The following is an 18,653-nucleotide window of genomic DNA, read 5'->3' on the forward strand; positions in this document are numbered from 1 at the left end:
GGACACAACAGGAATGATGCTGACCGCCCTCGGCTGGGGAGCGCCGAGCAGCGACGAGATCATCAGCGCCGAGTTCACGTATGGGGGCGCAGGCACCTGTCAGAGCGCCACCATTCGGCCTGTCAACACTTATGCCGGGGGGCGAGCGGCCAACTGGGAGTTTCGCCTGGGAGGCTGGCAGGTGTTCCAGGGCATTCCTGACGGCATCAGCGACGCCGACGGCCAACTCGCGCAGATCAGCCTGATGGCCCCTCACCGGCCCCGGCTGGGCGGGCTGGGGGAGAGCCTCGCCGGGGTACAGGCCGGACCCTTTGAGACCCTCTCTGCCGCACTTGAACGCGAGTTGGGGTCTATGCCCGAGGCTGACATCGGCATCCGACCTGACGGCACCGAAGTGGCTGAGGTGCCAGGCGGTGGGGGTAGCGTTGGCGCAGACGAGACTTACGAGGTGCGTTACATCGGCCCGGCCTACCCGGATGCCGTGACTGACGCGGTGTTCGACCCTGGCGACGGCTGGCGCAAGTACGCATACAAGCGCGATTGCCCGCCCTACGCGCTGCGGCGCACGGCCAGCGCGAAGGCCGACCCTGCCATCATCACGAAGGAAGAGACGGGCGTGCCGGTGACGCGGGTGGGCGGCTACTCCTCGCCCGTGACGACCGGCGAGGTCACGCACTACTTCAGCGACCTGATCGAAGCCGATGGCGTGGAGCGCATGTACGCCGAGAAGGACAGTACGAAGACCGAGACGGTGAGCGACGTGGGCAACTGGACTTTCTCGACGCCGAAGGACACCGACGTGCGGCGGAACCAGAAGGTGAAGGTGCGCTGCCCGTTCCTCGTGACCGCGATCGCCGCGTACCCGCCGCCCGTGCCGGTCGTGTTCGTGTCCAATACGGGTGGCGGGGACAGCGGTGGGGGCAGTGGAGAGACGCCCGACCCGATTAAGCCCGCGCCGACGAACGAAGAGCTGGCGCAGCGCCTGGATGCGGCTGAGAACCGGGTCTTCAGGATTGAGCGGCAGACGCAAGCCGCCGACGAGACGCGCCGGACGCCACGCGGGACGCCGCGCTTCGGGGAGCTGAAGCTGCTCATCAGCCTGTATCTCATGGGCGACGACGGCGACCAGGTGCTGGACACGACCGCGCACGTCTTCAAGGAACAGGACATTGCACTGGAGCAAGCTGTCAGTTTCGAGGTCGGCAAGGTCGGTGAGGGCGCCAACTTCCGGGTGCGCTACGAGCTGATCGAACAGGACACAGGGCGCAGCCTCACGATTGCCTTCCGGCCCCTGGAGGTTGCCATTGAGTACACGGCGCCGAACGTAGAGGGGGTGCAAATGCCCGAAGGGTGGGAAAAGCCCTTCGTGACCGAGGCCCGTCACGAGGTGCGCGTCCCTGGCTGGCACATTCCGCCGCTGACGGTGCTAGGCCAACCGGCGGCGTCGGCAGTGGTGACCTGGAATCGGGGCGAGTGCAGCACGCTGATCACCACAGGAGCCCTGGGCTATGGCTGACCTCTACTACCTCTACAACAGCGCCGTAGGCTGGCGAGATCTCCCCCCCACCATGCGGCCTGCTGGAGCGTCTGCTCCGACAAGCGGCAACCTGGTTAGAGCGCGGGGACACACGGTCATCCACAACCTCGCGGATGGCTTGCCAGACCCTGTACCTGTGCAGCTCACAGGGCTGTGGGACACGGGTTATGAAGAGCTGCTCTCTTCTGAACTGGACTGGTGGACCTGGTTCGTCACCGGGTGCACCGAGTACCGACGTGGCGACCGCCCACCTGACGAGGTGCGGGGCAGCTCTTTGATCTGGGCACCCGTAGACGACGACAGCAGCGTCGCCACCGTCACCATCACACTCATTCCCGCACGGGTACGCAACCCGGCGACAGCGCCCTCCGGGGCGTTCAAGGGGTTTTGAACATGACCGTACTTACCATCAGCCAGGACACGCTCGTCATGTTGCCGGACGGGGCGACGGGCGGAACTGTGCAGATCAGCTACAACGGCACCACCGTGGGGCCGGTAGTCGCTTCCGGGGATGACCAGGGCCGCGCCGTGATCGTGCAAGGGCGTCTTGCCAAGCTCACTGCGCTGGACGGCAAGAGCCCCCTGCAAATTGCAGGTCGGGAGGCCGGGGGCCGGCTGCCTGCCCGCGTGACCCTGCGCATCTACCCGGCAGGTTCCGCGACTGTGGCGCCGATCATCCTGTCCGGCCTGCCCGTGGGCTCGCCCGATGCGCCGGGCATCTGGGACCTGAGCAACATCGATGACGCCAGTGGTGGGATGGACGTGATCACGCCAGCAGAGCGGACCAGCCTGGCGCTGCTCAAAGAGCGGGGGCTGTTGGCTGCTGAGCGGGCTGAAGGTGCCTCTGCTGTGGCTGTAGCTGCTGAGGGTAAGGCCAGCGCGGCCATCAGCAACCTGAACTCCAGTGTCAGCTCGGCGGCCACCCAGGCGGCGCAGCAGGCGATGCAGGGAACGCAACGGGAATGGGCCGATATCAAGCGCGATACCGCGCAGACCGCGTCTCAGCTCTCTCAGCAGCAGGAAGGCAACAATGCCCAGACTGCTATGAACATCGGACGCCGCACCGCTCTCAAAGTCGCCCTCATTGGTGCGGCGGCGGGCCTCTATAACGTCGTCAGCGGCCAGGAGGCCGGGCAAGTCTGGGAAGTCAAGGAAGAGGGCGGCGCCCCTGTGCGCCGCCCAGAGCTTGAGGCCGCCACCCAGCAGCAGCTCGGCGCGCTGAACTCTCCCGATCTTGACGCGGCCCTTGCCAGCACCAGTCTGGCCCCCCGGCACATTATTGGGGGCCTGCGCGGTGGCACGTTCGATCTGGTCGCAGACGACACGCCCGCAGACGGCGGTATCGTTGTGCTCCGTCAGGATGGCCGCAAGCTCCGTCGCCAGGTGTCACCTGACGGCGTCATGGCCCTGGAATGGTGGGGTGTTACTCCTGACGCGGGCGACAATGACCAGGCTGCCCTGGATGCCTGGAGCAGTTACGCAAACGCCCATGGCGGCAAGTTTGCCCTGCTGCCTGGGACAGAGGCGGTGGGCCACGTCAAACTCCAGCGCCCTCAGCGCCCGGTCCACATCGTGGGTTACGGTGCCAAGCTGATTGGCACCGACACGAAGCGGCCTGTGTTCGAAGCGTACCTGGCTTTCCAGGGGGGGTCTATTGCCGGACTGATGGTGCGTCACCAGGGCATTGGCACGGCGCCTCCGGCCAATCATTCCGACTCCCGCCGCACCCCTGGGGGCCACGGGATTCTCATTACACACGGCGCGGATTGGGCGGTGAACAGCTGCATGGTCAGCCAGGTTGCCAGCATGGGAATCCTGCTCATCGGCGTGAACGGCTATACCATTTCCAACTGCAACGTCGACGTGTGCATGGGGGACGGCATCCACTCCTGTTACGGTGCCGCTCGCGGCACCATCACGGGCAACAACGTCCGCTTCACTGGAGATGACGGAATTCCGGTCGTCAGCTACCTGACCTGGCCCGAGAACGACTGGAACCTGGACTATGCCCAGGGGGGCAGCGCTGCCCCCCTCTGCCACGACATCACAATTGTTGGGAATACCGTTCAGCACGCGGGTTCACGCGGCATGATCGTGGCCGGGGGAGCACGCATCAACCTGACCGGCAACATCGTCGACACGACCTATGCCGCAGGCATCTTCATCCTGAAGGACGACGTTTACAAGACGCATGGGGTCACGCAAGTGACGCTCAGCGGTGGGCAGGTGTACGGTGCAGGACGACATGCCGATGGCGAGGCATCTGGTACACACGGCATCTCTCTAATTGGCGACGTGGCCGATGTCACGGTAGACGGGGTGATGGTCAGCAACGCCAAAGGCCACGGCGTCTATGTCGAGGTTCCAGGGAGCATCGATGTTCGCGGCGTCACGGTCTTCGGGAATGCGGGAGACGGCCTGCTCGCCGCTCAGGGCCAGGTTCAGGTGTCGGGCACCTTCCGGGGGAATGGTGGCCGGGGCGTCTCTGCTCTGGGTGCAGCGCTCCTGAAACTCAACGGTGCCCTGGTGCAGGAAAATCAACAGGTAGGCGTTGGGGCCGGTGGGGCGTCGCGGGTGAGCCTACTCAACTGCGACATTGAAAACAACGGTGTAGAAGCGGGGGACACCCAAATCGAAGCAGGGGACACGGCTGCCGTGTCCCTGGTGGGTGGTCGTGTCCGCGGCAAAAAGATTTACGGCGTGGTTGCCAACACGGGGACCAGTGTGCGCTGCCTGGGCGTAGACCTTGAGGGGGCCGGTACGGAACTCAATGCCGTGGCGGCGCCCAACGCGACACTGGTGACGCGGAACTGCTTTGGGATTGCAGATACGCCTGCGGCTTAGTCCGCGCAAAACTGGATGATGCAGACGTAGATGTTACCCTCTGAGGAGAGACATGAAAACGGTCCAGGAACTTATCGCTGAGCTATCAAATTGGCCGTCAGATATGCTCGTTATCGTTCCAGCAGATGACGGGCGCGCCCTGGGCTTCGCACCCTGTTTGCAGGTCGTCTATCAGACCAGTGAACTGGGTGGCCACCCTCTGTTTTCAGCAAAAAAAGGAGAACGACCGTTGTTGCTGCTCGAAGCTAGAGAGTAAAACCTTGAGAGGCATCGAGCACTTGAACAGTGAGCAAGTCGGCAAAGGGAATCGTGGGGTTTGTTGCTAACCACACAGTACCGGGCACAGTATCGGCCCCCACCTACAGCAAAAACATCAGCCCTCGCCACGGCGAGGGCCTTTCCATGCTCGCCGGGTGTCATCCCCCCTGAAACCCTGAAGGCATGAAGCGCCCTCTTCTGACCCTGCCGCTTCTGCTGCTGGCTTCCTGCGGAATCGTCGCCCCCGCCCGCGACAACGCCCAGTGGCAGACCTCCCCCCACAACGTCCCGGTGACCTGGCGGGCCACCAGCCCTGGCGGCCTCGGGCGCATCAAGGTCGGCAACGTCCTCGGCTATGCCAGTTGGTTCCGGATGGGCACCAACTGCGTGGTCGACGTGGACCTCGCGCAGAGCCGGGCGCAGCTCGCCCGCGTCGCGGCGCACGAGTACGCCCATTGCGCTCAGGCTCCGGACCCACGTGCTGTGGCCGCTTCGGTGGTCACGCCACCTGAACGCCTTACGAGGTGACCATGCACAAACTCCGGCTCTTCCTGTGGAGCGCGGCCTGCCTGTTTCCGGTGGCCGCGCTCGCTCAATTCGCCCAGGCACCAGCCGCTCCGGCCGCACCTGTGCTCCTGTGCCGGGTGCTGGTGACCAGCACCCCGAGAGGCAACATGCAGCGCACCCTCACCATCGAGCTGCGCCCCGACTGCCCGCCCCACGGTGTGGCCTACGTCCGGCTCGCCTCCGCTCTGGGCGGCCACCTGCCTGACGACCCGCCCGGCGCTTACTCCTTGCGCCCCGGTCAGACGCTGCGCCGCGTGGCGCTGCCCTGGTGGCACGTGGAGTGGCTCAGCGCGTCGAACAAACCCTACCGCGTGCGCGAGGAGGCGCCATGACCCATGACACCCGAACTCACCGAGCTGCTCAGCCTGCGCAACCTCATCCTCTACGGCGCGGCAGTGCTGATGGCCTTCCTCGTCTCCGTCGCCCGCGTCGGCAGGGAACGCAGCGTCCAGCGCGTGGCCGGCAAACCGCTGACCACCACCGGCGAAATGCTGTGGGACGCGCTCTACGGGTCGCTTGCGGCCCTCGCGCTGCTCTTGATGCAAGACAGCGTCAAGGCCTTGCCGATCAAGGCCGCCATTGCCCTCGCCATGTTTTACGGCTCGGTCGGTCCCTCGGCCTGGGATTTCCTGGCGGGGCTGGCCCAGGGCCGCTACGCCGTGACCAAAAAGGAGGCGAGTGATGGTGTCGAAGCCGACAAGTCTTAAGCGGCAAGCCGAGCGCGCCGAGCTGCGGCGCGGCCCCGCCTGGCGCTGGGCCGACGTGCTGCCCATCCTGCTGGTGATCGTGGCCGGGCTGCTCACGGTCTTCGTGCCGAGCCTGATGGCCGACATCGGCAGCACGACCATCGGCCAGGACCGCTGGGTCCCGGCCCTGGACATCAGTGAGAGCGGGCTGCTGCTCGCCTTGATGCGGATGCTGCTGGTGACGCTGATCGGCTGGATGCTCTGGCACGTCCGGCAGGCCCCACTCGCCCAGCGCTGGGCCTGGGCTGGGGTTGCCGTGGGCGTGATGATGAACTACGCCCGCAACGTCTATTCCGGCAACCCGGCCACCGTGTCGTTCCTGCTGCTCCAGATCAGCCTCAGTTGGCTGGCGTGGCGCCTGACCACGCGCCCGACGATCCACCAGCAGCTTGAAGATGCCATCGCGCGGGCCGACGCCGCAGAGAACGAAGTGAAGCGGTTGAGGGAGGACAAGTGAAGACAATTCTCGCTCCAGACCACGTCCGCATGGTGGCCCCGGCCTGCAAAGACCCGGTGTTGGTCGCCGCCCTTCTCCAGCCGGTGCTCGATACCTACGCCATCAGCGCCACCCCCGAGCGCGTGGGCATGTTTTTGGCTCAATGGGCTCATGAATCGAACTTCAACTGCCTTGCCGAGAACCTCAGCTACAGCGCCCAGCGGCTGACCCAGGTGTGGCCGAACCGCTTTCCCACTCTGGCGGCAGCCAAGCCTTTTGCGAGCAACCCGCGCGCCCTGGCCAACCGGGTCTACAACGGGCGCATGGGCAACCGGCCCGGCAGCGACGACGGCTGGCTCTACCGGGGTCAGGGCTGGCCGCAGCTCACCGGACGCGACAACTACGCCTACTACACCCGGCTGACCGGCGTGGATCTGGTGGGCAATCCGGGGCAGATGATGACGCCCGAGATCTCGGCGCTTGTCTGCGGGGCCTTCTGGCAGCAGGCGGGGTGTAACGCCCTGGCCGACCAGGGTGACATGGTCAGCATCACTCGCAAGATCAACGGCGGACAAAACGGCCTGGATGACCGCCTCGCCCGGTACCGCAAGGTGATCGGGGCATTGCGCTCGGCGCCGAAGGTAGACAGCGCGCCGCCGATTCCCGCCCTGCCGCCCAAAGTGCCGCCGCCCGCCCCTGCGCCGGCAGTCACCCGCCGGGTGGTGCTGAGCCGCTTTGGGGGCGACTTCGAAGACATCTCTGACGCCCGGGTGCAGATCACGGGCGCACAGTCTGTGGTGATCAACGCCACGGACCCCGAAAAGGTACAGGTGAGGGTGGAATGATCAGATTGCTGATGATGCTGGTGGTGTTGAGCGGGGTAGCCCAGGCGCAGGACCTGGACCTGAGTGGCGTGAACGTGCAGTGGCTGCTGTCGCTGGCGAATGACCCGGTGACGCTGGGGGTGCTGATCTTCGGGCTGGTCTCAACGGTCAAGCGCGACTTCGAACGCCGCGTGCCCCCAGTGGTCTGGAATCCGTGGCTCTGGCGGGGGCTGGCATTGGGAGCCGGGCTGGTGGTCAGTGTGCTGCTGCACCTCGTGACAGGGCAGGCAGCGCTGGCGCTGGCAGGCTGGCCGGGCGTGCTGGTGTTCGGGCTGGTGGCGGGAATGGCAGCCATCTTCGGGCGCGACGGCTTGAAGACCGTGTTGAGCTGGATGGCGGGGGTACGCTCGCCGACGACCGTGGTGACTGCACCGGCAGTGGTGCTGCCGACCCCAGCCAGCCCGGACGCGCCCCTGCCTGCACCGCCGCCTCTGCGTCCGGCACCCGAGCCGATCAACCCCAGGGCGACGGTGATCGTCGAGCGTGGCGACGACCAGGTCGTGCTCGACACCGGACATTGACCATTTCGGCCTTGCCGACGAAAAGCCCCCACCCCAGCTACGGCTGATGGGCGGGGGCTTTTTTGTTGTGGCCCACTCCTGCGCACACGCAACGTCGCGGGGCACCTGGTACACACGCCTGCTTTCCTCAACTTTCCAACTGCCCTCTCCGACTGACTTTGCTGCTGCGCTAGCCTGCGAGCTGATATGCACCCCCAGGAGTTCGCGGACACCTGGTCGCGCCGCGCCCTCAAGGCCACCGAGCGCGACTCTTACGTTCAACATTGGCTGGACCTCTGCCAGCTGCTGCACCACGAGGCACCAGGGGCAGATCCCGACTACAAGTTCGAGCGCAGGGTCACGAAGGTCGGCACAAAGGACAAAGGGTTTGCCGACGTCTTCAAGAAGGCCCACTTCATCACAGAGTACAAGCGGCCCGGCAGCGACCTCGGCGCGGCGCTTCAGCAGGCCACCCTCTATTCCCGTGACCTGGGCAATCCGCCACTGCTTCTGACATCCGATTTTCAGCGCATCGAGATCAACACGGCGTTCACGGGAACCAGTCCCAAGAGCTACCTGATCACCCTTGACGACATTGCAGAGAACCGGGTAGTCGGCGGCAACGACGTGCCAGCGCTCCAGATTCTTCATTCGGCTCTACATCAGCCGTACGATCTCGACCCGCGCCTCTTCCGGGAGAGGATCACGACGGACGCGACCCGGCAGGTCGGTCTCGTGGCGCGGCGACTGGGCGAACGCGAGGGCCGGACCAGGGCTGCGCACATGATGATGCGGGTCGTCTTCGCGTTGTTCGCAGAGGACACTGGCATGCTCGAGCGCGGGATCGTGACGCGGCTGCTGGAACGCGCGCGGCTCCACCCGGAGAAGACCAGCTCTACTTCCAGGACCTGTTCGGAGCCATGAAGGGCGGCGGAGAGTTCTGGGGGACGGACATCCGACACTTCAACGGCGGCCTGTTCGACAGTGAAGACGCCCTGGCCCTGACCTCCGAGGACGCCGCGGCCCTGATCATCGCCGCCAAGCTCGACTGGTCGGAAGTGGAGCCAAGCATCTTCGGCACCCTGTTCGAGAACAGCCTCGACGTGGACACCCGCAGCCGACGCGGCGCGCACTACACCAGCGTGAACGACATCGAGCGGATCGTGGACCGCGTGGTGATGGAGCCACTGTGGGCCGAATGGGACGCCCTACGCCTGAGCTTGCCCGAGCTCAAGAAGAACGTGCGGCTCGAACGCCTCTTCGCCTTTCAGGACCGCCTGACCGCCGTGCGAATTCTCGACCCGGCCTGTGGCAGCGGGAATTTCCTGTTCGTGGCGCTGAAGAAACTGCTCGATCTGGAATATCAGGTTCGCATGGCGGCGGTGATGAATGACATCGGCGAATTCGAGATGCCGCCGCTCGTGCACCCGCAACAGATGCTGGGCATCGAGATCGAAACCTTCGCGCACGAATTAGCGAGCATCACCCTCTGGATGGGCTACTTTCAATGGAAGCGGGCGCACGGCGGGCACTGGGAAACGCCCATCCTGCAACGACTCGACAACATCCAGAACCGGGACGCCCTGCTGAACCCAGACGGCACCGAGGCCACCTGGCCCCGAGCCGACTTCATCGTCGGTAACCCGCCCTTCCTGGGGGACAAGATGATGCGCTCGCAACTCGGTGAGGCCTACACCACGCAGCTCAGGGAGACATTCAAGGACCGACTGCCCGGCCAGAGCGACCTGGTGTGCTACTGGCCGGAGAAGGCCCGCGCCCTGATCGAAGCAGGCGTGACCACCCGCGCCGGCTTCGTTACGACGAACAGCATCCGGGGCGGCAAGAACCGAGTGGTTTTGGAGCGGATCAAGGCCACCGGCGACCTGTTTATGGCCTGGCCTGACGAGCCGTGGCAGCAGAATGGCGCGGCCGTGCGTGTCAGTCTGTTCGGGTTCGACAACGGCACGGAAACGCTGCGGACGCTGAATGACGGGCATGTCGGCGTCATCAACGCGGACCTGAACGCTGGAACAGACGTCAAGCAGGCGCAGAAGCTGCCGGAGAACGCTGGAGTCAGCTTCATCGGGACCCAGAAGGGCGGCGCGTTCGACATTCCGGGCGACCTGGCGCGTTCATGGCTGAGCGTCCCGAATCCAGACAGGGTCAGTAATGCCGATGTTCTGAAGCCCTGGGTCAATGGCATGGATCTGACGCGCCGCCCCAGTGGCCGCTGGATTATCGACTTCGCGCAGATGGATGAGGGGGAAGCCAGGCAGTACCTGCAACCGATGGCCTATGTAGAGCAGAAGATCAGACCCGAGCGGGCAACGAACTCAGATCGTCCTTCACGGGAGAGGTGGTGGCTACACCAACGTTCGAGACCAGAACTTAGAGAAGCGACCATTGAATTAGACCGCTTCATCGGCATTCCCCGCGTTGCAAAGCACCTTCTTCCGGTCTGGCTGCCGGAAGGGACATTGCCCGACTCCCAAGTGGTCGTCATCGCCCGTGACGACGATTTCATCTTTGGGGTGCTGGCCTCGACGATTCACCGCTCATGGGCGCGCATGCAGGGGACGTATATGGGCGTGGGCAACGACCTGCGCTACACCCCCTCCACGTGCTTCGAGACCTTCCCCGTCCCGGCGCCTACCGACGAACAACGTGCCGAAATCGAGAAGTGGGCCAAGTACATCGTGCAGCTGCGCGAACACCTGCTAAACCAAGATGCAAAGGGGACCCTGACTGGCATCTACAACCAGCTGGAGAAGCTGCGGAATTCACCCGACGCGGCTCACCCGGTCAGCGCGCTGGCAACAGCCCACGACAAGCTTGATCAGGCGGTGGCCACTGCTTACGGCTGGGAGTGGCCCCTGAACGAAGATCAAGTGCTGGAACGGCTGCTGGCGCTCAACTTGGAACGGTGCCCGGCTTAGAGCTTGAGATTCGTACTCGCCTTACGACGAGGCTTTCTTGTGCTTGCCACAGTGACAAGGGCCTCGCTTAAGAAAGCGGTTATCCCCACTTGCAGGGCGTAGTTTGGAGCGCACACTTGGGCTATGGCTCCTCTTATTTCTGTTCTCGACCTGACGCCGGTCAGTACCGGCCAGCAGCCGGGCGAAGCGCTGCGGCACACGCTGGAGTTGGCGGAAGTTGCCGATTCGTATCAATACACAAGGTTTTGGATTGCCGAGCATCACAACAGTGGCGCTTTCGTCAGCGCGGCCACCGAAATCTTGATCGCGCTCGCCGCTGCCCGGACAGGCCGGATCCGCGTCGGCTCGGGCGGCGTCATGCTGCCCAACCACTCGCCGCTGAAGGTGGCCGAGAACTTTATGAGTCTGGAAGCGCTGTTTCCGGGCCGTATTGACCTCGGCCTGGGCCGCGCGCCCGGCACCGATGGACGCACGGCACTGGCGCTGCGGCGCTCGCGGGAAGCGCTGGCCGCCGACGATTTTCCCACCCAGATCGCGCTGCTGCGGGCCTTTGCCGGGGAAACACCCTGGCCCGCCGGGTCGGTGTTTGACGGCGTGCTGGCCGAGCCGCGCGGTGTGAAGCTGCCGCCGCTGTGGATTCTGGGCTCAAGCCTCTACGGGGCGCAGCTCGCCGGGGAACTGGGGGTCGGGTACGCGTTCGCCTACCACTTCAGTCAAGAAGACCCCGCCGTGGCCGTGCAGACCTACCACCGGCATTTCCGCCCCGGCCCGCTCGCCGAGCCCTACGCCATCCTCGGCGTCAATGCGCTGGCAGCCCCCACCGAGGACGAAGCCCGTGACCTTTCGCTGACCTCGGCGGCGCTCTCGCTCGGCATCCTCAGTGGACAGCGCGGGGTGCTGCGCTCGCCCGAAGAGGCCCGGCAGTGGCTGCAAGAGATGGACACCGACCCCGCCAAACTGCTGAAAAAAGCCCGCATCGGCACGCCGGAGCAGGTCTGGGCCAGCTTGCAGGAACTCGGCGAAAGCACCGGCGCCCAGGAAATGCTGGTCACGACCTACGCCCACGACCCGCTTAAGCGCCAGCAGTCGTACCGGTTGCTCGCTCAGGCGGCGGGCATGACGCCGCAGAAGGAAGCCTAACCGCCACCACTGAAGTAGTCTGGGGACCAACCTTTCAATTGAGAGCCGTTTGATGAGAAGCGGCCTGGAGGAGAGTCCCCATGTCCAACGTCTTTTACCGTTCCAGCAAGCCCTACCCCGTCGCCGTGCGTGGGGAGGGCGTTTTTCTTTATGACGACGCGGGCCGCCGTTATCTCGACGGCTCCTCGGGAGCGCTCGTCGCCAACATCGGGCATGGCCGCGCCGAGGTGGGGGAGCGCATGGCGGCGCAAGCGGCGCGGCTCCCCTTCGTGCACGGGTCGCAGTTTTCCAGCGACGTGCTGGAGGAGTACGCCGGGCGACTGGCCCGCTTTGTTGGGCTGCCAACCTTCCGTTTCTGGGCAGTGTCGGGCGGTTCGGAGGCCACCGAGAGCGCGGTGAAACTGGCGCGGCAATACCACGTCGAGCGCGGCGAGCCGGGGCGCTTCAAGGTCATCACCCGCGTGCCGAGTTACCACGGCGCCTCGCTGGGCAGTCTCGCGGCGAGCGGGATGGGGGCGCGGCGCGAGCTGTATACCCCGCTGATGCGCCCGGAAGCCTGGCCCAAGCTGCCCAAGCCTGACCCGGCACGGAACGGGGCCGAGGACGCCGAGGGCCTGCGCGCCCTGCTCGAACGCGAAGGACCGGAGACCGTCGCTGCGTTCATGGCCGAGCCGGTGGTGGGGGCCTCCGACGCGGCGCTCGCTCCTGCCCCCGGCTACTACGAGCGGGTGCGCGACATCTGCGACGAGGCGGGCATCATCTTCATCGCCGACGAGGTGATGAGCGGGATGGGCCGCTGCGGGTCGCCGCTGGCGCTCTCGCGCTGGAGCGGGGTCACGCCCGACATCGCCGTGCTCGGCAAGGGGCTCGCCGCCGGGTATGCGCCGCTGGCGGGCCTGCTCGCCGCGCCGCAGGTGTACGAGACGGTCATGGGCGGCTCGGGGGCCTTCATGCACGGCTTCACCTACGCCGGGCACCCGGTCAGCGTGGCGGCGGGCCTGAGCGTCCTCGACATCGTGGAACGCGAGGACCTGACGGGGGCGGCGAAGGAGCGCGGGGCGCAACTGCTCGCCGGGTTGCAGGCGTTGCAGGCGCGCTTTCCGCAGATGATGCAGGTGCGCGGCACCGGGCTGCTCCTCGGCGTGGTGCTCGGTGACCTCGCTACCGGGCAGGCGTTCGAGACGCCGGGCATCGCTTCACGTATCGGTGCGGCGGCCCTGAAGCGCGGCCTCATCACCTACCCCGGCAGCGGCGCCGAGCCGAATGGCCGGGGTGACCACCTGCTGCTCGGGCCGCCGCTGAGCATCACGGCTGCCGAGGTGGACGAACTGCTGGCCCTGCTCGCCGGGGCGCTGGAGGACGTGCTGGGCTGAGGGGGCCCGCTGACGGCTAGCGCCCGAAGCGCAGCGTCACCCCGCCCAGCGGCCCGTAGTCGGCGTGAAACACGTCGCCGGGGTCAGCTTCCACCGGGCGGGTAAACGACCCGGCCAGGATGACCTGCCCCGCTTCCAGCCGTCGCCCGTGCGCGGCGTACTTGTTCGCCAGCCACGCCACGCCGTTCGCCGGGTGGTTCAGGACGCCCGCTGCCACGCCGGTTTCCTCGATGACGCCGTTTTTGTAGAGCAGCGCGCCCAGCCAGCGCAGGTCGAAATCGAAAGGCCGCACCGGGCGCCCGCCGGTCACGATGCCCGCGTTGGCGGCGTTGTCGGAAATGGTGTCGAAGACCTTGCGGGTGGCCTTCGTCTCCGGGTCGAGCTGCTGAATCCGGGCGTCGATGATTTCGATGGCCGGAAACACATAAGCCGTCGCGCCGAGCACGTCGAACACCGTGCAGTGCGGGCCGCTCAGGTCTTTGTCGAGCAGGAAGGCGAGTTCGACTTCCACGCGCGGCACGATGAAACGTCCGGCGGGAATCTCGCTCCCCTCGGCGAACACCATATCGTCGAGCAGCACGCCGTAATCGGGTTCATTGATGTTGCTCGATTTCTGCATGGCGCGCGAGGTGAGGCCGATCTTGTGGCCGTACACCCGCCGCCCCTGCGCCAGCTTATGGCTGACCCAGGCGTCCTGCACGCGGTAGGCGTCCTCGATGGTGATGTCGGGGTATTGCCGGGACAGGTGCCCGATTTGCCGGCGGTTCGTTTCCGCCTCCTGCAAGCGGTGGGCGGCGTCCCTGATCTGTTCGTCGGTCAGCATGGTTCCTCTGGATTTGGAATAGGGGGTCTCCGCTCGGCGCGGCGGCCAGAGCGGTGTGTTGGCTTGTCGGTTCGCTTTCCATCCTAGCGAGTCGCCTCCCGGTGGGGGAGAACGGCGCCTGCCCTCTGTATCGTGGGCAGTCGTGAAGCGTGTCCTGATTCTCTGCACCCACAATTCCGCCCGCTCGCAGATGGCCGAGGGCCTGAGCCGCGAGGCCGCCCGCCGCGCCGGGCTCGACCTCGACGTGCATTCCGCCGGCACCGAGGCCACCCGCGTCAAGGACGAGGCCCGCGCAGTGATGGCCGAACTCGGCATCGACCTCTCCGAGCACACGTCCAAAACGCTGCACGACGTGCCGGACCCGCAGAACTTCGATTACGTCATCACGGTGTGTGACAGCGCCAATGACGCCTGCCCGGTGTATCCCGGCCACACCGAGCGCCGCCACTATCCCTTCCGCGACCCCTCGGGCGGCAGCCTGGAGCGGTGGCGCGAGGTGCGCGACCAGATGCAGGCGCAGTTCGGCGCCTTCGTGGACGCGCTGACGGCGGGGCGTGAGGCACCGGCCAGCTACGAGGCGAGCCCAGCGGTCAGCGCCTGACCTCCTAGACTGTTCCAAACATGTGCGCCGTTCGCCCCCTTTTCCCCCAGGAGACCCCATGAAAATCGCTGTTTTCGGAGACGTACACGGCAACCGCTTTGCGCTGGAAGCGGTGGTGGCCGACATCGAGCGCTGTGAGCCGGACGCCTGGGTCAACCTGGGCGACCAGTTGTTTGGCGGAGCCGACCCCGCAGGCGCCTGGGCCTTGCAGCGGCGGCTGCGTGAGCACTCCGGTGCCTTTGAAGTGCGCGGCAACACCGACGAGCGCCTCGGCGAAGCGCTGACACCCGACACCGACAAACTCGGGATGCTGACTTGGTTGCACGCCACCCTGCCGCAGGGCGCCGGCAAGCACGTGAGTTCCCTGCCGACCAGCGCGACTCTGGCGGGCGGCGCGGTGCTCGCCGGGCACGGCACGCCCAGTGACCCCTGGGAATACCTGCTGCGCGACGGCGAAGAGTGGGCGAGCGACGAACTCGTCATGCAGCGGCTGGGGGACGTGGGAGAAGCCCGCGTGGTCATCGTCGGCCACTCGCACCTCGAGCATCTCCGGCAAATCGGGGCGCTCACGGTGGTCAACTGCGGCGCGGTCAGCCGGCAAAAAGACGGCTCGCCCCTCGCCCGCTGGGTGCTGCTGGAGGGCGAGGGGGACGCCTGGAACGTCACCTTCCGCCGGGTGCCCTACGACGTGGAAGCGGCGGCGCGCTGGGCCGAAGCCCACGCCCAGGGCGGCGCGCAGGAAGCCCGGCAACTGCGGACCGGGCGCGACCGCCGGAGCGGGAACTGAGGGCCGTGGCGAGGCTCAGCGAGCAGGCCGCCCGCCGCTGGGTGGGCCCCCGCGAGTGGCAAAAGGGCCAGCCGTACCTGCGCCGTCTGGACGACCTGAGCCAGCGTCAGGCGGCGCGGGGCACCGAATACCGCGCCGTAGCTCAGGGGCAGCGGCGCTACCGGGTATCGGCCACAGTGAGGGAAGGCCGGGTGCTCGACGCGAGCTGCACCTGCCCGGTGGGCAGCGGCGCGTGCAAGCATGTGGCGGCGCTGCTGGCCCAGGTGGCCCAGGACCCGGCGGCCTTCGACGCTGACCAGGACCTCGGCAGCGTGCTCGGCGCCCTCGACCGGCCCGCGCTGGAACGGCTGGTGCGCCGCCTGCTGGCGCGGGCTCCGGAACTCGAAGAACTGGTCTACGCCCAGGCCGGCCTGACGAGCGCCGACGACCTGACCTCGCGCATCGAGGCCGCGTTTGCCGATTTCGCCGAGGGCCTGACCCTGGACGAGTTGCTCGACCTGGAAGAAGAGCCTGCCAGCGAGGAGCTCGACCTGCTGCTCGACGAACTCGGGACCCTGCTTGAAGAGCTGGATGAAGGGGACGAGGAGCAGGCGGCAGCGCTGGCCCAGGGTTACCTCGCGCTGCTGGACGGGGTGCAGGCGTTCTATGAGCGCCTCGACATCGACTTTGGCCTCGACGGGGTGGCGCAGGAGGCCCTGGCGGGGCTCTACAGCCTCTTTACCCACGCCGAGCTTGAGGGCGACGTGCGCGAAGAGGCGCTCGAAGCCATTCGGCTGGAAATGACGAGTGGCCGCGTGGCCTACGACGAGGACTTTCGCGGCTGGGTGCTGGTGCTGCGCCCCGATGAGCAGCGCGAGGTGCAGCAGTTGCTCGAATCCCTCTCGCGCGGCAGCGGTCCCCGGCAACACGCCGCGCTGCGCGGCCTGCTCGACCTGCGCGGCGGCCCCCGCAGTGACGCGGACGAGGAAGCGCTGCTGCGGGCCGGACACAGCCCGAGTCGGCTGGGCCTGTTTTTAGCGCAGCGCGGGCGGACCGGGGAAGCAGTACAGACCTTGCAGACCGTGCGGGGGCCTCTGCCCTTTGCCGAGCTGCGCGGGCCGTTCGAGCGGGCGGGGGCGCTGGCCGAATTGGAACAGCTTGCCCTCTCACGCACGAGCGTGGGCCGTGACGAGGCGCGGCTGTGGCTGCACAGGGTGTACCTCGGCAGCGGGCGGCGTGAGCAAGCCCACGCGCTGGCGTGGCAGGAAGTGGTGAGTAGCAACCGCGCCGAGTGGCTGGCCGCCCTTAAGCGGGGCAGCGTGGACTGGCCGGCTGACCGTGAAACGCTCATCACCCGCCTGCGTGGGCAGCGGGGTGCTCAGCAGCGTTTGCTCGACTTGTTGCTGGCCGAGGGGCTGGCAGATCAGGCGTTCGAGTTGGTCAGCGACGCGGGAGACACGCTGGCGCCGGTACTCGCTTTGCAGGTGGCGGCCCTTCCCGGCCTGAGCGACGAGCGCGCCGCCCTGCTCTCAGTGCAGGTCGCGCAGCGCCTCGCCGCCGGGCGCCACCGCCGCGCCTATGCCGAAGCCGCCACTGCGCTGCAGCCCCTGCTGGGGCGGCTGGGCCAGCGTGAAACTCGTCAACTGGTCGCCGCCGCCTTCCCGGAAAGCTCCCGGCTGCCCGCCCTGCGCGACGAACTTCGCAAGGCGGGATTGCTGTAGGTGGAGGGCTCGGGGAGAGGGGCCGCGCTCAAAACTGGAGGGCCTTTACCTCCATAAATTCCTCCAGGCCCAGCCGCCCGAATTCGCGTCCGTTGCCCGACTGCTTGTAGCCGCCAAAAGGGGCCACCGGGTTGAAGGCGCCGCCGTTGATCGAAACCTGCCCGGTCCGCAGGCGGCGGGCGACCCGCACGGCACGCTCGCGGTCACTCGACCACACGCCGCCCGCCAGCCCGTAGTGGGTGGCGTTGGCGATGCGAACGGCGTCTTCCTCGTCCTCGTAAGGCTGAATGACGAGCACCGGCCCGAAAATCTCCTCGCGGGCAATGGTCATCTCCGGCGTCACGTCCGAGAAGATGGTGGGCTGCACGTAGTAGCCGCGTTCCAGCCCCTCTGGCGACTCGGCGCCGCCCGCGATCAGCCGCGCGCCCTCGGCCACGCCCTGCCGGATATGGCCGCGCACCCGCTCGCGCTGCACGTCCGACACCAGCGGCCCCAGGGTGGTCGCGGCGTCGAAGGGGCTGCCGACCTTCACCTGTGAAACGACCGCCTGCGCGACCGCTTCGACTTCGGGCAGACGCGAACGCGGCACCAGCATCCGGGTGAGCGCCGAGCAGGTCTGACCGGAGTTGAGGTAACAGCCCTGAATCCCGTTCATGACGGCCTGCACCAGCGCCTCACCGCTCAGGTCGGCGTCGTCCAGAATCAGGTACGGGCTCTTGCCACCGAGTTCGAGGGCGACCCGCTTGACGGTGCGCGCCGCGAGTTCGCTCACGCGCTTGCCCGCCGCCGTGGAGCCGGTAAACGACACCATATCCACCTCGGGGTGCGCGGCGAGCACCTCGCCCACCACCGGGCCGGTGCCGGTCACGAGGTTGAACACCCCCGCCGGGGCGCCCGCCGCCTCGATAATTTCGGCGAGCACGAAGGCGTTGAGCGGCGCCACTTCGCTGGGCTTGAGCACCACCGTGCAGCCAGCGGCGAGCGCCGGAGCGACCTTGGCGGCAATCTGGTGCAGCGGATAGTTCCAGGGGGTAATGGCCGCCACCACGCCCACCGGCTCGCGCAGCAGCAGTGAACTGGCAAGCGTTTCCTCGGCGGGCAGCTGCCGGATTTCCTCGGCCATCGACATGAAGGTGACGGCGGGCAGCCCCACCTGAATCACGTTGCTGAGCACGAACGGCATCCCGACTTCCTGCGCGACCAGCGCGGCAATTTCGCTCTGGCGCTCGTTCAGGCCCCGGCTGATGCGCTCCAGCAGAGCGGCCCGCTCCTCGGCGGGGGTCTGCGACCACGAGTCGAAGGCGGCGCGGGCGGCCAGAATTGCGCGCTCGGCGTCCTCCGGCGTGCCTTCGGGCACCGTGCCCATGACTTCTTCGGTGGCCGAATTGACGACTTCCAGGGTGCCCTGACCGCAGGGCGTGACCCATTCCCCGCCGATAAACAGGCGGTCACGAACCAGCAGGGGCGCGGCGGGCGGCGGGGTGGGCGCAGGGGAAACTTGAGGTTCAGCGGTCATCGCAG

Annotated in this window: 19 protein-coding genes; 17 read left to right on the forward strand and 2 right to left on the reverse strand. The window is 66.8% G+C overall.

Annotated features, from left to right (window positions below):
• Positions 1-13 precede the first annotated feature (13 nt).
• The 14 genes from DR_RS14140 (at position 14) to DR_RS14205 (ending at position 13,221) form a co-directional block, all read left to right on the forward strand.
• Positions 14-1,516: a hypothetical protein gene (locus tag DR_RS14140; protein WP_027479738.1), complete on the forward strand. Its 1,503-nt coding sequence runs from the start codon at positions 14-16 to the stop codon at positions 1,514-1,516.
• The gene (locus DR_RS14145; protein WP_010889370.1) at positions 1,509-1,928 is read left to right on the forward strand and encodes a hypothetical protein; all 420 of its coding nucleotides are present in this window, start codon (positions 1,509-1,511) and stop codon (positions 1,926-1,928) included. The genes DR_RS14140 and DR_RS14145 overlap by 8 nt, the downstream gene beginning before the upstream one ends.
• Positions 1,929-1,930: 2 nt before the next feature.
• Positions 1,931-4,381 (forward strand): right-handed parallel beta-helix repeat-containing protein, encoded by a 2,451-nt coding sequence (locus tag DR_RS14150; protein WP_034377377.1) that lies wholly within the window; start codon positions 1,931-1,933, stop codon positions 4,379-4,381.
• A gap of 52 nt (positions 4,382-4,433) precedes the next feature.
• Entirely contained in the window at positions 4,434-4,637 is a 204-nt protein-coding gene (locus tag DR_RS14155; RefSeq protein ID WP_149357998.1) for a hypothetical protein, read from the forward strand.
• A 185-nt stretch (positions 4,638-4,822) separates the two neighbouring features.
• Positions 4,823-5,167: a hypothetical protein gene (locus DR_RS14160; RefSeq protein WP_010889372.1), complete on the forward strand. Its 345-nt coding sequence runs from the start codon at positions 4,823-4,825 to the stop codon at positions 5,165-5,167.
• 2 nt (positions 5,168-5,169) lie between these two features.
• On the forward strand, positions 5,170-5,538 hold the full coding sequence (locus DR_RS14165; protein ID WP_034349856.1) for a hypothetical protein: 369 nt from the start codon (positions 5,170-5,172) through the stop codon (positions 5,536-5,538).
• Between the two features lie 3 nt (positions 5,539-5,541).
• On the forward strand, positions 5,542-5,913 hold the full coding sequence (locus DR_RS14170; RefSeq protein ID WP_010889374.1) for a hypothetical protein: 372 nt from the start codon (positions 5,542-5,544) through the stop codon (positions 5,911-5,913).
• The gene (locus DR_RS14175; RefSeq protein WP_027479741.1) at positions 5,888-6,409 is read left to right on the forward strand and encodes a hypothetical protein; all 522 of its coding nucleotides are present in this window, start codon (positions 5,888-5,890) and stop codon (positions 6,407-6,409) included. The genes DR_RS14170 and DR_RS14175 overlap by 26 nt, the downstream gene beginning before the upstream one ends.
• Positions 6,406-7,233, forward strand: coding sequence for a glycoside hydrolase family 19 protein (locus DR_RS14180; protein ID WP_010889376.1), 828 nt, complete (start codon positions 6,406-6,408; stop codon positions 7,231-7,233). Before DR_RS14175 ends, DR_RS14180 begins: the two co-directional genes overlap by 4 nt.
• Positions 7,230-7,793 carry a hypothetical protein gene (locus DR_RS14185; protein WP_010889377.1) on the forward strand — a complete coding sequence of 188 codons (564 nt, stop codon included), beginning with the start codon at positions 7,230-7,232 and terminating at the stop codon, positions 7,791-7,793. The genes DR_RS14180 and DR_RS14185 overlap by 4 nt, the downstream gene beginning before the upstream one ends.
• A 186-nt stretch (positions 7,794-7,979) precedes the next feature.
• Positions 7,980-8,696, forward strand: coding sequence for a type IIL restriction-modification enzyme MmeI (locus DR_RS14190; RefSeq protein WP_010889378.1), 717 nt, complete (start codon positions 7,980-7,982; stop codon positions 8,694-8,696).
• On the forward strand, positions 8,693-10,708 hold the full coding sequence (locus DR_RS16985; protein WP_010889379.1) for a class I SAM-dependent DNA methyltransferase: 2,016 nt from the start codon (positions 8,693-8,695) through the stop codon (positions 10,706-10,708). Before DR_RS14190 ends, DR_RS16985 begins: the two co-directional genes overlap by 4 nt.
• A 123-nt stretch (positions 10,709-10,831) precedes the next feature.
• Positions 10,832-11,848: an LLM class flavin-dependent oxidoreductase gene (locus DR_RS14200; protein ID WP_010889380.1), complete on the forward strand. Its 1,017-nt coding sequence runs from the start codon at positions 10,832-10,834 to the stop codon at positions 11,846-11,848.
• Between the two features lie 80 nt (positions 11,849-11,928).
• On the forward strand, positions 11,929-13,221 hold the full coding sequence (locus DR_RS14205; RefSeq protein WP_010889381.1) for an aspartate aminotransferase family protein: 1,293 nt from the start codon (positions 11,929-11,931) through the stop codon (positions 13,219-13,221).
• A 16-nt stretch (positions 13,222-13,237) separates the two neighbouring features.
• On the opposite strand, the gene hpaH is transcribed toward DR_RS14205, so the two are convergent.
• Complete coding sequence (gene hpaH, locus DR_RS14210) at positions 13,238-14,044, reverse strand: 2-oxo-hept-4-ene-1,7-dioate hydratase (protein ID WP_010889382.1); 807 nt, start codon at positions 14,042-14,044, stop codon at positions 13,238-13,240.
• Between the two features lie 142 nt (positions 14,045-14,186).
• Between hpaH and DR_RS14215 the strand changes: the two genes are divergently transcribed.
• Genes DR_RS14215 through DR_RS14225 form a run of 3 tightly spaced genes read left to right on the forward strand, consistent with a single transcriptional unit; the run spans position 14,187 to position 17,132 of the window.
• A complete protein-coding gene (locus DR_RS14215) occupies positions 14,187-14,645 on the forward strand; it encodes an arsenate reductase ArsC (protein ID WP_027479743.1) in 459 nt (152 codons plus the stop codon).
• A gap of 58 nt (positions 14,646-14,703) precedes the next feature.
• Complete coding sequence (locus DR_RS14220; RefSeq protein WP_010889384.1) at positions 14,704-15,432, forward strand: metallophosphoesterase family protein; 729 nt, start codon at positions 14,704-14,706, stop codon at positions 15,430-15,432.
• A 5-nt stretch (positions 15,433-15,437) separates the two neighbouring features.
• A complete protein-coding gene (locus DR_RS14225; protein WP_010889385.1) occupies positions 15,438-17,132 on the forward strand; it encodes an SWIM zinc finger family protein in 1,695 nt (564 codons plus the stop codon).
• A 28-nt stretch (positions 17,133-17,160) separates the two neighbouring features.
• On the opposite strand, the gene DR_RS14230 is transcribed toward DR_RS14225, so the two are convergent.
• Positions 17,161-18,648, reverse strand: a complete 1,488-nt coding sequence (locus tag DR_RS14230; protein WP_010889386.1) for an aldehyde dehydrogenase family protein — start codon at positions 18,646-18,648, stop codon at positions 17,161-17,163.
• Positions 18,649-18,653 lie beyond the last annotated feature (5 nt).

The sequence above is a fragment of the Deinococcus radiodurans R1 = ATCC 13939 = DSM 20539 genome (assembly GCF_000008565.1).
GTDB lineage: Bacteria > Deinococcota > Deinococci > Deinococcales > Deinococcaceae > Deinococcus > Deinococcus radiodurans.

What these genes read in the sequence shown, in the direction of transcription:
- DR_RS14220 (WP_010889384.1), top strand. Translation starts at nt 14,704, where the DNA reads ATGAAAATCGCTGTTTTCGGAGACGTACACGGCAACCGCTTTGCGCTG.
- DR_RS14150 (WP_034377377.1), top strand. Translation starts at nt 1,931, where the DNA reads ATGACCGTACTTACCATCAGCCAGGACACGCTCGTCATGTTGCCGGAC.
- DR_RS14185 (WP_010889377.1), top strand. Translation starts at nt 7,230, where the DNA reads ATGATCAGATTGCTGATGATGCTGGTGGTGTTGAGCGGGGTAGCCCAG.
- DR_RS14145 (WP_010889370.1), top strand. Translation starts at nt 1,509, where the DNA reads ATGGCTGACCTCTACTACCTCTACAACAGCGCCGTAGGCTGGCGAGAT.
- DR_RS16985 (WP_010889379.1), top strand. Translation starts at nt 8,693, where the DNA reads ATGAAGGGCGGCGGAGAGTTCTGGGGGACGGACATCCGACACTTCAAC.
- DR_RS14160 (WP_010889372.1), top strand. Translation starts at nt 4,823, where the DNA reads ATGAAGCGCCCTCTTCTGACCCTGCCGCTTCTGCTGCTGGCTTCCTGC.
- DR_RS14190 (WP_010889378.1), top strand. Translation starts at nt 7,980, where the DNA reads ATGCACCCCCAGGAGTTCGCGGACACCTGGTCGCGCCGCGCCCTCAAG.
- DR_RS14175 (WP_027479741.1), top strand. Translation starts at nt 5,888, where the DNA reads ATGGTGTCGAAGCCGACAAGTCTTAAGCGGCAAGCCGAGCGCGCCGAG.
- hpaH (WP_010889382.1), bottom strand. Translation starts at nt 14,044, where the DNA reads ATGCTGACCGACGAACAGATCAGGGACGCCGCCCACCGCTTGCAGGAG.
- DR_RS14205 (WP_010889381.1), top strand. Translation starts at nt 11,929, where the DNA reads ATGTCCAACGTCTTTTACCGTTCCAGCAAGCCCTACCCCGTCGCCGTG.
- DR_RS14170 (WP_010889374.1), top strand. Translation starts at nt 5,542, where the DNA reads ATGACACCCGAACTCACCGAGCTGCTCAGCCTGCGCAACCTCATCCTC.
- DR_RS14140 (WP_027479738.1), top strand. Translation starts at nt 14, where the DNA reads ATGATGCTGACCGCCCTCGGCTGGGGAGCGCCGAGCAGCGACGAGATC.
- DR_RS14165 (WP_034349856.1), top strand. Translation starts at nt 5,170, where the DNA reads ATGCACAAACTCCGGCTCTTCCTGTGGAGCGCGGCCTGCCTGTTTCCG.
- DR_RS14155 (WP_149357998.1), top strand. Translation starts at nt 4,434, where the DNA reads ATGAAAACGGTCCAGGAACTTATCGCTGAGCTATCAAATTGGCCGTCA.
- DR_RS14200 (WP_010889380.1), top strand. Translation starts at nt 10,832, where the DNA reads ATGGCTCCTCTTATTTCTGTTCTCGACCTGACGCCGGTCAGTACCGGC.
- DR_RS14230 (WP_010889386.1), bottom strand. Translation starts at nt 18,648, where the DNA reads ATGACCGCTGAACCTCAAGTTTCCCCTGCGCCCACCCCGCCGCCCGCC.